Source organism: Maribellus maritimus, from assembly GCF_022267315.1.
Lineage (GTDB): Bacteria > Bacteroidota > Bacteroidia > Bacteroidales > Prolixibacteraceae > Draconibacterium > Draconibacterium maritimum.
In genome coordinates, this window is the sequence record NZ_JAIKLE010000008.1 from 154,865 (window position 1) to 168,709 (window position 13,845).

A 13,845-nucleotide genomic window follows, 5' to 3' on the forward strand; every position below is an offset into this window, starting at 1 on the left:
TAGGTATTTTAAATAATTTTGCTAATAATAATCTTCGGGGATCAAATTCTTCTTACAGGGATATTCTCGGATGAATCTCATAACCGGATCATAAAATCTTTCACCATATAACTCTTTTGCCTTTGAGATATTTCTGTTCGGATAAAAATCAAAAATTTCTCCTTTGCCCATTATTCTCGGGTCATGTTGCAGGGTAAGTTCTTTTTTTAATTTCTTCCACAGTTGACGTTTTATCTTTGCATATTGTCTATTTCCTGCCAGATTTACAATACAATCGGGATCTGAGTTTACATCATATAATTCTTCTTCCGGACGTTTCCCAAAACAAAGCTCAAAGTTTCTCATATCTTCTGCACTTGAGTTATGTTTTAAAATGTATGTTTTTGTAGGAGAATTATCACAGTTCATAAAGCCAAATTCAGGATCCCCTGCAGGCCATCGATCGGTTTTGAAGTTCCTGATGTAAAGAAACTGAGCGTTCCGAATTGCCCTTACAGGATAACTTACTGAAATTAATTCACCATCAGTACGTCCTAAATCATGGCGTTCTTTTCCAACCAGAGTATAATCCCGTGAATCCTTTTCCTGCTCCTCTTTCTTTGATAAAAGGATATCCAAAAAACTTTTGCCTGTCATGGATTGAGGTATGGGAACTCCTGCCGCCTCAGTAATTGTTGGAGCAATATCTGCGAAATTGATAAAATCAGAAATTACACAGTTTTTTTTGATGCCAGCTCTCCAGCTTATAACCAAGGGAACATGAAATCCTTCATCATAGATTTGTCCTTTTATACGCGGAAAAGGCATTCCGTGATCAGACGTAACCACTATTAGTGTATTTTCAAGAAATCCATTTTCTTCTAAAAGTTTAATACTTTGTCCAATTTGTTTGTCAAACCATTCTACCTCTACCGCATAATCAGAAAGATCTCCCCGGACTATTTCATTATCACCGAGAAAAGATTGAGGGATTATTTCTGTTAGAACTTTCCCCTCTTTTGCGCCTGAACCGGATTCGTATCCCCGGTGAGGTTCCTTTACTCCCATCCAGAAACAAAATGGTTTATCATCCGCTTTTTCCTTAAGAAAGGTTCTAAAATTCTCAACGTAATCAATATTACTAATCCCGTTGTAAGGAGGCTTTAAGGTTTTATTGTTAAATGCGTGCCCCGCCGGGTTATGTTGAACCCGAAAATCTCCTCCCTGGAGTTCATTTTTATAGATTCCGGGCCCCCAGCCTTTTCCTGTAAAACCGACAAAGTATCCATCTTTCTCCAGCAGCGAAGGATAAAACAGCCACCTATCGGATAAAAAAGGATTGTGATTACATGCTTCTTCCAGTTGCCATGAATAACGTCCCGTAAGTAAGCTAGCCCGCGATGGCGAACATTTGGGATTTGACGTGAAAGCGTTGGTAAACAATATTCCTTTATTTGCCAGCCTATCAAAATTTGGAGTTTCAACAAAATTACTTCCGTATGCGCCGAAACTCGTTCTGGATGCGTCGTCTGCTATAATTAACAGAATATTGGGTCTTTCATTTTGTGCCTGTAAAATTTGAGTTACAAACAAAAATACACCTAATAAAAAGACACTACTTTTCTTTTTATGATTCATTCTCTTTGGATTAGGAGGAATACCTGTAATAACGAAGGTGGAAACAAAAGGATAATCTCACAATTACCTGCTAAAGTTACTTTTGAGAATGATTATCCTTTTGTATATGTTTCAAGAATTTTAACTTTATTAATACCCGGGATTGTTCGGCAGCAGGTTTGGATTTTTCTCCAATTCGACATCAGGTATAGGAAATAAGATATGGTGTACTTTAACATTTGCAGCACCTATGGGATTCGCGTCAGCAGATGACTGAACCGCTTCCACAAGTTTTCCCCAGCGATTAAGATCCCATCTGCGATAACCTTCTCCTCCAAGTTCCCATTTTCTTTCGTCCATAATGGCTTCACGGAATGTTTCTTTATCAAGCCCACTCAAATTATGCAGGTCATCTCCAAATGCCCTTTGCCTTACTCTGTTTATCATACTGTAAGCTTCTTGCGTTGGCCCGTTTAGTTCATTTTCTGCTTCTGCGTAAACAAGATAAAAATCAGCTAATCGGAAAATGATAATGTCCCGGTCGCCGTTATTTTTGGGCTCGCCAAGTATGTTCCATTTATAATAATATATAAATTTCAAATCATAGATAGTTCCATCGTCTGCTTCGGCAGTGCTAAAGTTCGACATGTATTTTCTTGAATCATCATCAGCAAAACTATTTACATAAGAAGGTTGAGCACACAGCATTCCCCACCCGTTAAAATAATGATCGCTTCCTGAAAATTTGGGCTCGTCTTTTGGTCTGGGCGAGGCATTGGTATGAATCTGACTACCGGCAATGTCCTGTATCTGATCTAAACAAAAAATAATCTCTTTATTTCGTTCATTTTCAACATCAAAAATATCATTGTAACTACTGAGTAATGAATGAGGAGATTCATTTATAATTTCAGCTGCTTTATCTCTTGCATTTTCCCACTCTTCATTAAATAGATAAACTTTTGATAGTAGTGCTTTTGCTACCCATTTGGTAGGTAGGCCTGTTTCGTCGCTGTTACGGACAGAGGGCAGGATTTCTTCCCCATCCTTCAAATCCTGAATAATTTGACTTCTTACTTCTGATACCGATGAGCGCCCTAAAATAGAAACTTCATCAACATCAAGTTCGTCAAGCCACAATGGTACTGCACCAAAATAATTGCTCAAATTAAAATAGTAATAGGCTCTGAAAAATTTTGCACTAGCCACGATATCAGCCTTTTCGTCTTCGTCTATTTCTGCTTTCCCCACACGGTTAACAACCATATTTGCAGAGCCTATAGCTTTATAAAAAGCTAACCAGCTTTCATTTAACCAATCATAATTTACTTCCAGATTATAATTCTGACAAGTCCATTGATCCAGTTCCCGCATATAACTGACATCTGTTCCCAATTCAGAAGTCAAAATAAAAACCTTTTCATTGATGTATTGGTTTGAAAGATAATTTTTTACACCAAACAAAGCCGCTTTACATTCATCAACAGTGTTAAAATATTCTGAGGGAGAAATAAAGCTTGTAGGTTCTTCCGTTAACAAATCAGAACATGAAACAAGCAATGTTGCGACTAAAAAAAATATATATATTTTAAATTTCATTTTCTAAATAATTTTAAATTCAAAAAGTTGCCTTAATCCCAAAAATATATGTTCTTGCCTGTGGATATACATTATTGTCATATCCTCTTAAAGTAGAATCAGTTCCTTCGCTGTTCACATCCGGGTCATACCCATCATATCCAGTAATGGTCAAGAGGTTGTTACCGGTAAAGTATACGGATAGCATTTTAAATAAGTCTGAATGTTTTATAAAAGGCAGTTGATAACTAATGTTTAAACTTTTTACTTTTAAGTAAGAACCATCTTCAACATAATAATCATAAGAACGGTCAGCCAATACTGCACCTGCTGCCGGAAAGTTAGAATCAGAATTTTCCTCTGTCCAGCGATCACGGTATTTGCCAACAACATTTGTACTATTTCCTGTATAAAGCGCAGAGGAATTCAATAAATTATAAACAGAATTTCCGTAGCTTCCCTGAAGAAAAAAACTTAGCGTTAGATTTTTATAAATGAAATTTGTTTGAATTCCTCCAAAAAATAGTGGTTCGGCATTACCAAGTATCACTTCATCTTCTATCTCATCAATTGTTCCGTTTTCGCTGGCATCAAACACTTTTATATCTCCGGGGGAAATATCGCTTCCTTCGGGAATCTCACCTTCTTTCCAGGTTCCTAGTGTTTTTAATCCTACAAAGGTTCCAACCGGTTCCCCCACCATCAGTTTTCCTATCGGTAGTCCGGTGGTTCCTCCAGATGTTTTAGTAATGATAAACTCTTCTCCTCCCAAATCAATTACCTTGTTCCAGTTTTTTGAAATATTAGCTGAAATATCCCACGAAAAATCGTTCTTTTTAACCGATTGGTATTTTATCATAAATTCGATACCCTGATTTTCTATTTCTCCAATATTCTCCAACTTCGATGTGTATCCTGTTTGATTGGAAATATCTCTGTTTAAAAGAAGATCATGCGTACGTTTATAGTAATAATCAGCCTCAAAATAAACACGGTTATTTTTTAGTCCGCCATCAAGGCCGATATCAAATTGATCTGTCGTTTCCCATTTCAAATTTGGATTTGCTATTCTACCGGGAACGTAAGTAAGGACTTCATTTAAGCCAATAATTGTTGTTCCCGCATTCAGTTTTGAAAGAGTTGAATAAGCACCAATACCCTGGTTACCAGTCCTCCCATAGCTTGTTCTGAATTTTAATGTACTAAAAAGATCCAAATTTTTAAAAAAGGGTTCGTTAGTTACTTTCCATGCAAAGGCGGCAGAAGGAAAAAATGCGTATTTGTTATTCTCTCCCAGTCTAGACGAACCATCATAACGACCTGTCACTGTAAATAAATATTTGTTTTTTAGAGTATAATTAAATCTTGCAAGGCCCGAAATAATGGTCCATTCTGTAAAATCTGATTCAATGTCGCGCAAAAGGGGATCACCTGACTCCAAACTATTGTATTTTGTTACATCATTTGTAAAGCCTGATGCTGATAAAGTGTGCGACTCCTGTTCATAGTGTTGGTATGTTAGCCCAAGCATTGCGCTGATTTTATGAACTTCGGACAAGCTTTTTATATAATTCAAAACGTTATCGCTCTGAATTGTATTAGGAAACGCAGAGTAAATGGAACCATTCCCCCCTTTCTCGGAGGCAACCAAGGTTGGCAGGGTACTATATTCATAACGATTTCGTTGATCCGAGTTTATATCAAAACCTAAAGTAGTTTTAAAATTAAGTTCATTATTAAAATCAAGTTGAGCATATATATTTCCAAGAGCCCGATTTTTTAAGTTTTGTGAAATCTTTAGTTCATTCTGCGCTAACGGGTTATCATAAATACTTCCGTGTACCGAGTTTACCGACCAATAATTACCGACTTCGTCGTATATAGGGTCAGTTGGAAGTAACTTACCAAGAGCTGTAACCCCAACTTTATTGTTATCTGTATTTGTTCTTGAAAAATTTAACGTTGCCCCTATTTTTACCGTATTACCAAGCTTTTGATCTATATTAAATCGTAATTGATATTTTTTTAATCCCGAGCCTATTACTATTCCTCTTTGATCAGAGTGGTGTATTGACAAAAAATAGTTTGATTTTTCCGTTCCAGCGCTTATGTTTGCATCTGCACTGTAAACTCCCGCTGTCTCGAAGCCTACATCCTGCCAGTCTGTATCTGCCAGTCCGTCATATTGTTCATAAGGAATTTCGCCTCCGTTCCATTTTGCATAATCTATTGCATATTCATAATATTCAGGCCCGTCTAATAAATCAATTCTTTTAGGTAAGGTTTGTATACCATAATACGTATTTACATTCACAACAGGGATTCCGTTTTTTCCTCTTTTGGTTGTAACCAAAATTACACCATTAGCTCCCCGGGCTCCATAAATAGCTGTGGAAGACGCATCTTTCAAAATCTCAATAGATTCAATATCGTTTGGATTAATCAAATTAAGGTCTCCCCCGCCAATTACACCATCAATTACATAAAGTGGCTCATTCCCTGCATTTATTGAGTTCCCACCCCTAATTCGTATTGATGAAGTTGCCCCCGGCATTCCATTCGATGTTGTTACCAGCACACCAGAAGCTCTTCCTTGTATCGCCTGGTCGAGACGTGTTACATTTTGTTTTTCAATCAATTCAGATTTTACAGATGAAACTGAACCTGTAAGGTCTGTCTTTTTTACAATTCCATAACCAATGGCAATAACTTCTTCCAGTCCAACTGTCTCTTCTTCTAAAATCACATTAACTGAGTTTTTCCCACTTACCACAATTTCCTGGGTTTTCATTCCAACAAACGAAAATTGTAATATAGCATCATTAGGAATATTATTCAATGTAAATTTCCCTTCTGTATCAGTGGTTGTTCCTTGAGTGCTACCTTTTATAATTACTGTTACGCCAGGAAGAGGGAAACCAGTGAAATCAGTTACTTTGCCGGAAATAGACTTTTGCTGTTGAATGACTGAAAACTCCGGACTAATAACAATCTGATTGTTAATTCGGTGAAAAATTACATTTTCATTGAGAAATAACTCGCTCAAAATTTCATCAATGGTTGCGTTCTCCATATTAATATCAACCTTACGTCCCACATCTACAAGGTCTTTATTATACATAAAGCCCAGTTCAAAATGATTTTCGAGCTCTGATAAGATTTTTTCAATAGTTACGTTTCTGTATTCCACAGAAATCTTTCCCTGAGCAAGGGAATTTTCTGCAAATGACTGAAAAACAACCAATAAAACAACTAGAAAGGTTAATTTCATTTTCAAAAATAGTTTTAGCGGTACAGGATAAAACAATCCTTTACCTTTTAGACATTTTTTCATAAATTTGTAATTGATTAATTTAAATGATTAATAAAAAACATTAGTTTTAATGTGGGTAATGTTGGAGCATTACTCACATTTTTTTAGATGTTTCGATCTTGCATAGGCAAATAATATTTATTGGTTCACAATTCTTTTAGTATCTTTTGTAATAATTACGCATGCTTGCGTATAAGAAAAGTCTTCTTTTTGTTTTGGTTTAACATAGTTATATTTAATAGGTGCTGAAAGAGTTAGCAAATCGAGCATCTGTTCAAGCCCCCCGCCCCTCAATATAGCATTGTACTTATAATTTGCGATATCATCATCATCAATGGAGATTGAAACATTATAGTGCCTTTCCAGAGTTCTAGCAATTGTTGCCAGTGTTGCATCTCGGAATATAAGTACTCCATCTTTCCAGTTAACATACTGACTGATATCGCTCTCAAGGATTTCAAACGAGTGTGCCTGTTTATTAAATTTTGAAATCTCTCCTGGTTTCATAAAAATTTCTTTGTTATTTACGTCCAAAGATACTTTCCCTTCAGCAAGCGCAACAATTACATTCTCTTCATTGTCATATGCACTTACACTAAATGCTGTGCCATATACTTTAATAAGTGGTCCAGCATTCTTAACATAAAAGGGCACATTTCGTTTTTTTATTTCAAAATAAGCCTGTCCAGTAAGGGTTACTTCACGTTTATCACTATTGAAATATGCAGGGTAAGTAATTTCTGAACCTGCATCTAGCCATACCTTTGAACCATCGGGCAATTGTAAATTAACCAATCCACCTAACGGCGTACTAACAGTTACCGTCTTTTGCGGTAACTGATTGGTTAATTCTGCAAAATTATTCTTGATTGACAAATTGTTTTGATACAACCAAATTACAGAAATAATTAAAGGAATGACTAAAATAGCCGCCACTCTCGACATCCACGATAAAAAGATTTTAGAAGAAAGGGGGCGCCTGAGCGTATTTAGACGTTTATCAGTTTTATCCCAAATATATTCTATTTCCCGATTTGAAATATCTGGAGATTGAAATTGAAGTAATTGAACGGTTTTAATTGCATCTTCAAATTCTAATTGAAATTCAGGATGACGCTTTTTCCAGTCTTCCCAATATTCAGAATCGAATTTATCTTTGCCCGATGCCCAGTTAATAAACCGATTATCTGCTAGTAACTTTTCATATATGTCATTTTTAAAATGATTCATTCTTCCAACTCTATTAAAAAGAGGAGAAAAAATGATTTTATACTCAATTAATTACTACTTTTTTTTGAAAAGAGCGAAAAAAGAATTAGTTCAATGTTTTCTGCATCATGAAATCCAATGTCTTTCAAATCGTTTCGAACCTTTTCCAAGGCCCGGAATAACAGGTTTCGAACAGATTGAACATTCATCTTTAAAACCTCTCCAAGCTCTTCAAAAGTCAAATTATGATAAAACCTCAACAGTATAACCTCACGTTGTCGTTCTGAAAGCTTATTTAAACTGATAACCAGTCTTTCGTTCAACTGCCTTGAATCTTCTTCACTAATCAGAAAATCCTCTATCGTTAACGTAAATGGTTCAATGTTTATATGCTCTTCCTCTGAAATGCGATTTTTCTTTGAAGCGTGAATAAGTTCGTTTCGTAAAGCAACCAAAAGATACGATTTTACTTTAGTTACATGTCCGACATTATCCTTATTCTCCCACAACCGCACAAAAACTTCCTGAATAACGTCTTTAACAAACTCGGGAACTGAAACAATTTTTAGCCCATAGAAATATAATTCCTTGTAGTAAGTTTGAAAAATCTTACCCAAAGCCTCCTTATCACCTTCCTTAAAACGAGCCCAATATGACATGTTAGTCAACACTATGTTCCTAAATAAATTTGATTCTTTATAAAACACAAATATAACAACTCTTTTTACCGAGAAAAGAAGGATTTACCAGATTTTGTAATCCATAAATTTTTGTCAGCGAATCCCTATTTTATATTTTTCTAGAAATGTAAACGAATGCGATTACGATACAATAAAGTCACAAAAATTAAAATAAAGACTTTATCAAACTATAGTGATTCCAGTAGATTATTAATTTAAAAAGCAAAATAAACTATATCATCGCCATTTACCGGGCACAGATAAATTTTTACTATCCGATGCAATCGATTGATAATATATTTTGCCCCCCTGTTTATTGCTGCCACTGCAACAAGCCAGAGATTTGCGCTAAGATGTATTTGTGTCTTGTAGCAAGGACAACTCAAAACACAACGCATTCATAAAAAATGTTTTTTATCTAAAAAATAAATATCTTATTTTAAATTATGACTCACGCTCCAGAAAAACCTTATTTAAACCAGAAAACTTGTGCTACTGCGACAAAGAGCCTATGAATTTTGTTTTACAGCTCTTTGAGTGCGCACGAATTTTAGTTAAAATACGTCTCCAACACTGATTAACTTTATACTTGAAATCCAAAGAAATTATATTTTTTTTTATCTATATTTAATTCAAAATATAGTCTATCATGAAACAAATATTTTTGCTCCTGACAATTTTAACAATTTTATTTCACGAAGGATTTTCGCAAAATATTGTTGTGCACGATCCGGTTATGATTCAACAAAATGATACCTATTACCTTTTCTGCACCGGTCGCGGTATCAGTGTCTGGTCATCTGCTGACATGAAGGAGTGGAAACGCGAGAAATCTGTTTTTTCGGAAGCACCGGAATGGGCCATTGAGGCTGTCAAGGGTTTCAGAGGGCACATTTGGGCACCCGACATTTCTTTTTATAACGGAGAATATTACCTCTATTACTCCGTATCAGCCTTTGGTAAGAATACTTCCTGTATAGGACTTGCAACCAACCAAACGCTGGATCCAAACGATCCTGATTTTAAATGGGTTGACCACGGAAAAGTAATACAATCGTTTCCGGGAGAAACCAACTGGAATGCCATTGATCCAAACCTGATTGTTGCTGAAGACGGTACACCATATCTAACCTTTGGATCATTTTGGGATGGGCTGAAACTGATAAAACTGAATCCGAATGGCACTGAAACTGCTGAAGATTTAAATAGCATTCCAACCATTGCCTCGCGAAAAAAATCATCAGATGCCCCTAATCCTCCGTCTGTTGATGACAATCCTGTAGATGCCGGAGGCAATGCCATAGAGGCTCCATTTATCTTTAAGAAAGGGAAGTACTATTATCTTTTTGCATCTATCGATTATTGCTGTAAAGGAGTGAACAGTACATATAAAATGATTGTTGGACGGTCGGAAAAAATACCTGGCCCATACCTCGATAAAAATGGAAAATCAATGGCAACCGGAGGCGGGACAATCCTGTTAAAAGGGGATGAAAACTGGCATGGAGTAGGACACAATGCAACTTATACATTTAACGGAGCCGATTATATTATTTTTCATGGCTACGATGCCAACGATGAAGGGAGGCCAAAACTTATCATTAAAAAGCTCGATTGGGATAAAAACGGATGGCCGGTAATTACTAATATCTAAAAACGCTAAAACATGAAAATGAACAACTTTATGCAAAGATTTATTTTGCTGGTAATGCTGTCGGGAATTTTTTCGGCGCTGACAACGACGGCACAAAATGCTAGAATAAAAATTGATGTCGACCGGAAGATCGGCGAGATAAACAAAAACCTTTATGGAAATTTTGTGGAACACCTTGGGCGTTGCGTCTACGGTGGCATTTACGATCCTGATTCTCCGCTTTCAGATGATAAAGGAATTAGGCTGGATGTACTTGACGCAGTAAAAGGGTTAAATATTCCATTAACACGGTATCCGGGAGGAAACTTTGTTTCCAATTATCATTGGAAGGATGGAATTGGGCCCAAGGACCAGCGACCAACAAGAATGGAACTGGCCTGGGCAAGATTGGAAACCAACCAATTTGGCACAGATGAATTTATTGAATATGCGCGTAGAATTGGCACCGATCCATATTTTGCAGTTAATTTAGGTACAGGAACAATTGAAGAAGCTCAGCAGTGGGTGGAATATTGTAACGTGAAAGAAGGTCCGTATTATGCTGAACTTAGAAAAAAATACGGTCATCCTGCCCCCTATAACATTAAATATTGGAGCCTTGGAAACGAAATGGATGGATTCTGGCAAATGGGTCATCTTAATGCGGAAGATTATAGCAAAAAAGCCCATGAAGCAGCCAAATTGATGCGGCTTACTGATCCATCGATTAAACTGGTAGCTGCCGGCGCCTCCAACTTCAGACCGGATAATGATCCGCACGAATGGAATGCTACGGTACTTTCTGAGTTAAAAGATGTGGTTGATTATATTGCTCTCCATATGTATGTTGGCAATCATCAGGATAATTACTACAATTTTGTTTCGTCGCCGTTGGTTTTGGAAGAGCGGACCAAAGTTGTAAAAGGAATGATTTTACGGGAAATGGAAAAAGCGGACCGTGGAGATCGAGACCCTATTTATATCGCATGGGATGAGTACAATATTTGGTATCGCTGGCGAGCAGAGGAAACCATGACAGGTGACCGTGCTCTTGAGGAACGCTACAACCTTGAAGATGCTTTGGTAATTGCTGGTTTCTTAAACGCATTTATCCGAAATGCCGATATCGTAAAAATGGCAAATATGGCGCAGTTGGTGAATGTTATCGCTCCTATTTTTGCCGAAAAAGATGGAATGTTTAAACAAACCATTTATTACCCGCTACAGCTTTTTGCCAATAACATGTTCGGAACTTCGCTTGACGTTTTTGTGGATTGTGAAACATACGATACTGACGAATTTTACCTCGGACTGGCAGAACAGGCAACTCAACAAAACAATGTACCCTATCTTGACGTGTCAGCAGCGTACAATGGTGGAGAAGTTGTGGTGTGTGTTATTAACCGACATAAAGACAATACAATTGAAACAGATATTATTTCGCAGGAAGGATTATTTGACGGGGAATTTGAGGTATATGAAATAAATGGTCCGGATATTAAGGCCGAAAACGACTTTGACAAAACCAATGTTCAAACGGTTCAAAAAGAATCAGTAAAAGTCAAAAAAACCGGAAATTTTTCTTACACATTTCCTCCTCATTCATTTACTATGTTAAAAGGAAAAATTGTTAAATAAGATCTATATGGCCTGATTTTTAGAAAAAATATTCCAACACATAATTGAAATTGCTTTAAAATGAACTGCCCCCGCCGCTCTGCGGCGGAGAACTAACCCCAAAGCGATTAGAAGTTTAATTGTTACTTAATTTCATTTGTTCGTTAAGCGACTAAAAAGTAAAGGAGGTTCAATTTATTACAAATTTACCACCCCGGTATTTTCGTGTTTCGTTGAATTTCTAATATTCTCCGGGCGATATTCCCGCCTGACTTTTAATATGTGTACAGTGTATCACGGAGGTTATAAGTAATTTTGCTAATAATGCACAAACAACTATGTTATTCAATTTTAACTAATTGATTAATTTCAACAGAACAAGTAGTTAAGCCAATGAAAGAAATGAATATTGTGATTACCCAATCTGGTCAATTACAAAGACAGCAATGGAAGTTTTAAGTTGATTTTAATTTACAAAATAATATTCCAAACTTTTATTAAACTGAATTGTTTTTGTTTTGAGATAACCAATAATTTTCAACATGAAAAAAATTGTTTTGCTTCTTACAGTCGCATTATTTTTAGGCTTAGGTGTAGATGCACAAAATACTATTCACAAATTTAAAGTTAAAGATATTGATGGCAATAGTTTTGATTTGTCATCCTTAAAAGGGAAAAAAGTATTAGTAGTTAATACCGCCTCAAAGTGTGGACTTACACCGCAATACGAACAACTTCAGGAATTATACGAAACCTATGGAGATGAAAACTTTGTTATCATCGGGTTTCCGGCAAATAACTTTGCAAATCAGGAACCTGGTTCAAATGAAGAAATTGAAGAATTCTGTCAGAAAAATTATGGAGTAACATTTCCTATGATGTCCAAAATCAGTGTTAAAGGAGATGATATACACCCGGTTTATCAATGGCTGACTCAAAAAAGTAAAAATGGAGTTATGGATTCCGAAGTAAGCTGGAATTTTCAAAAATACTTAATCAATGAAAAAGGAGAATGGGTTGAAATGATTGACCCAAAAACCAAGCCAAACGATGAAAAAATAATAAACTGGATTAAAGGGACACAACCATAAAAATGATTATGCAGAAGCTGACTTCCTGTTTGACTCTTCATTGTCTGCATCAACTTCAATATGTTTCTCCTGGATATTGTTGTTTTTTAAAATCTTTTTTGCCTTTTCATTGAGATGTTCAAAAGCCTCCGCAAAAGATTTTATACTTCGGAATACGTTGATTATTTTAATTTTTGGATTTGGCTTATCAACAGTTTCAGAATAAACATGAATTTTATTCATTGAAGAATCATATTGAATAAGTTGTCCTTTTTCATAGTCAAAAGAAAACTCTTCATGCTCAGCAATAACAAACTCCAAACCCGACTTTTCATAACCTACCTTGAAAAATTTAGCATACAAAATATACACCTTCCCGTCTGGCAATCCATAAAACTGAACAGGCATTTTAGTAGGCAAATATGTCATGTATGATTTGTGGATTAACCTCGCAAATGACTCCATAACACAAACTAATGATTATAAATGACCCTCTTAACTTAAAAAGTTTCTGAAGATAGTACTTTTTTCAAGAGAAAAACAAATATTTTCTACACTAAAAACTGAAAATTTAAAAATCTTAATAGTTGAAAAGAGGAGATTTTTGTTCATCCATAAAACATCAATCAAAAAGAAAGGGCAGCTCAATAGCTACCCTTTTAAATGTTAACCCCCAAACACACAATATGGGAAGAACCCCATATGCATATCTAAGATACAAATATTTTTTTAATTGGTCAATATAATTTTATTAACAATAATTCTCAATACAGAAAAATAAAATGGAGTGAGTTACCTTTTATTTTACATAAATTCATCAGAATAACAGACCACTTTTCGCGAACACGTAATAACGGTAAAATTTCGAACTGGTTTACATTTTAACGTGAAAACCGTCAAATTTCAGCAAAAAAAGAAAATCTGCCAAAATGTAACAATCTGGTTTACAGAGCGGGAAACGGGGATCGAACCCGCGACCCTCAGCTTGGGAAGCTGATGCTCTACCACTGAGCTACTCCCGCTTTTCTCAATGCGAAAATATAAATTATTTTGATTGATTAATCTTCATACAGCCATAATAATTGAAGGAAAAAACAAATATTCTGTTCTTCTATACAAATGACTAAAAATTAATTTTTAATCTGCCTC

At 35.8% G+C, this 13,845-nt stretch carries 9 protein-coding genes and 1 tRNA gene; 3 read left to right on the plus strand and 7 right to left on the minus strand.

From position 1 onward, the window contains the following. Positions 1-21: 21 nt before the first annotated feature. The 5 genes from K5G00_RS09525 to K5G00_RS09545 all read right to left on the minus strand — a co-directional run bounded on the left by K5G00_RS09525 (position 22) and on the right by K5G00_RS09545 (position 8,355). Positions 22-1,617, minus strand: a complete 1,596-nt coding sequence (locus K5G00_RS09525; RefSeq protein ID WP_238765932.1) for a sulfatase family protein — start codon at positions 1,615-1,617, stop codon at positions 22-24. 129 nt (positions 1,618-1,746) lie between these two features. Beyond that, a complete protein-coding gene (locus K5G00_RS09530) occupies positions 1,747-3,195 on the minus strand; it encodes a RagB/SusD family nutrient uptake outer membrane protein (protein ID WP_238765933.1) in 1,449 nt (482 codons plus the stop codon). Between the two features lie 19 nt (positions 3,196-3,214). Further along, the gene (locus K5G00_RS09535) at positions 3,215-6,508 is read right to left on the minus strand and encodes a TonB-dependent receptor (protein WP_238765934.1); all 3,294 of its coding nucleotides are present in this window, start codon (positions 6,506-6,508) and stop codon (positions 3,215-3,217) included. 117 nt (positions 6,509-6,625) lie between these two features. Next, the gene (locus K5G00_RS09540; RefSeq protein WP_238765935.1) at positions 6,626-7,717 is read right to left on the minus strand and encodes a FecR family protein; all 1,092 of its coding nucleotides are present in this window, start codon (positions 7,715-7,717) and stop codon (positions 6,626-6,628) included. Between the two features lie 47 nt (positions 7,718-7,764). Next, positions 7,765-8,355 (minus strand): RNA polymerase sigma factor, encoded by a 591-nt coding sequence (locus K5G00_RS09545; RefSeq protein ID WP_238765936.1) that lies wholly within the window; start codon positions 8,353-8,355, stop codon positions 7,765-7,767. A gap of 670 nt (positions 8,356-9,025) precedes the next feature. On the opposite strand from K5G00_RS09545, the gene K5G00_RS09550 reads away from it, so the two are divergent. The 3 genes from K5G00_RS09550 to K5G00_RS09560 all read left to right on the plus strand — a co-directional run bounded on the left by K5G00_RS09550 (position 9,026) and on the right by K5G00_RS09560 (position 12,717). Then, a complete protein-coding gene (locus K5G00_RS09550; RefSeq protein ID WP_238765937.1) occupies positions 9,026-10,030 on the plus strand; it encodes an arabinan endo-1,5-alpha-L-arabinosidase in 1,005 nt (334 codons plus the stop codon). Positions 10,031-10,060: 30 nt separating this feature from the next. Further along, positions 10,061-11,647, plus strand: a complete 1,587-nt coding sequence (locus K5G00_RS09555; protein WP_238765938.1) for an alpha-N-arabinofuranosidase — start codon at positions 10,061-10,063, stop codon at positions 11,645-11,647. Positions 11,648-12,168: 521 nt separating this feature from the next. Continuing rightward, a complete protein-coding gene (locus K5G00_RS09560; RefSeq protein WP_238765939.1) occupies positions 12,169-12,717 on the plus strand; it encodes a glutathione peroxidase in 549 nt (182 codons plus the stop codon). 6 nt (positions 12,718-12,723) lie between these two features. Here K5G00_RS09560 and K5G00_RS09565 read toward each other — a convergent pair whose 3' ends face one another. Together K5G00_RS09565 and K5G00_RS09570 are read right to left on the minus strand one after the other, a co-directional pair. Then, the gene (locus K5G00_RS09565) at positions 12,724-13,104 is read right to left on the minus strand and encodes a hypothetical protein (protein WP_238765940.1); all 381 of its coding nucleotides are present in this window, start codon (positions 13,102-13,104) and stop codon (positions 12,724-12,726) included. Between the two features lie 542 nt (positions 13,105-13,646). Beyond that, a tRNA-Gly gene (locus K5G00_RS09570) sits at positions 13,647-13,718 on the minus strand. Positions 13,719-13,845: the final 127 nt, after the last annotated feature.

What these genes read in the sequence shown, in the direction of transcription:
- K5G00_RS09530 (WP_238765933.1), bottom strand. Translation starts at nt 3,195, where the DNA reads ATGAAATTTAAAATATATATATTTTTTTTAGTCGCAACATTGCTTGTT.
- K5G00_RS09555 (WP_238765938.1), top strand. Translation starts at nt 10,061, where the DNA reads ATGCAAAGATTTATTTTGCTGGTAATGCTGTCGGGAATTTTTTCGGCG.
- K5G00_RS09525 (WP_238765932.1), bottom strand. Translation starts at nt 1,617, where the DNA reads ATGAATCATAAAAAGAAAAGTAGTGTCTTTTTATTAGGTGTATTTTTG.
- K5G00_RS09550 (WP_238765937.1), top strand. Translation starts at nt 9,026, where the DNA reads ATGAAACAAATATTTTTGCTCCTGACAATTTTAACAATTTTATTTCAC.
- K5G00_RS09565 (WP_238765940.1), bottom strand. Translation starts at nt 13,104, where the DNA reads ATGCCTGTTCAGTTTTATGGATTGCCAGACGGGAAGGTGTATATTTTG.
- K5G00_RS09560 (WP_238765939.1), top strand. Translation starts at nt 12,169, where the DNA reads ATGAAAAAAATTGTTTTGCTTCTTACAGTCGCATTATTTTTAGGCTTA.
- K5G00_RS09535 (WP_238765934.1), bottom strand. Translation starts at nt 6,508, where the DNA reads ATGAAAAAATGTCTAAAAGGTAAAGGATTGTTTTATCCTGTACCGCTA.
- K5G00_RS09545 (WP_238765936.1), bottom strand. Translation starts at nt 8,355, where the DNA reads ATGTCATATTGGGCTCGTTTTAAGGAAGGTGATAAGGAGGCTTTGGGT.
- K5G00_RS09540 (WP_238765935.1), bottom strand. Translation starts at nt 7,717, where the DNA reads ATGAATCATTTTAAAAATGACATATATGAAAAGTTACTAGCAGATAAT.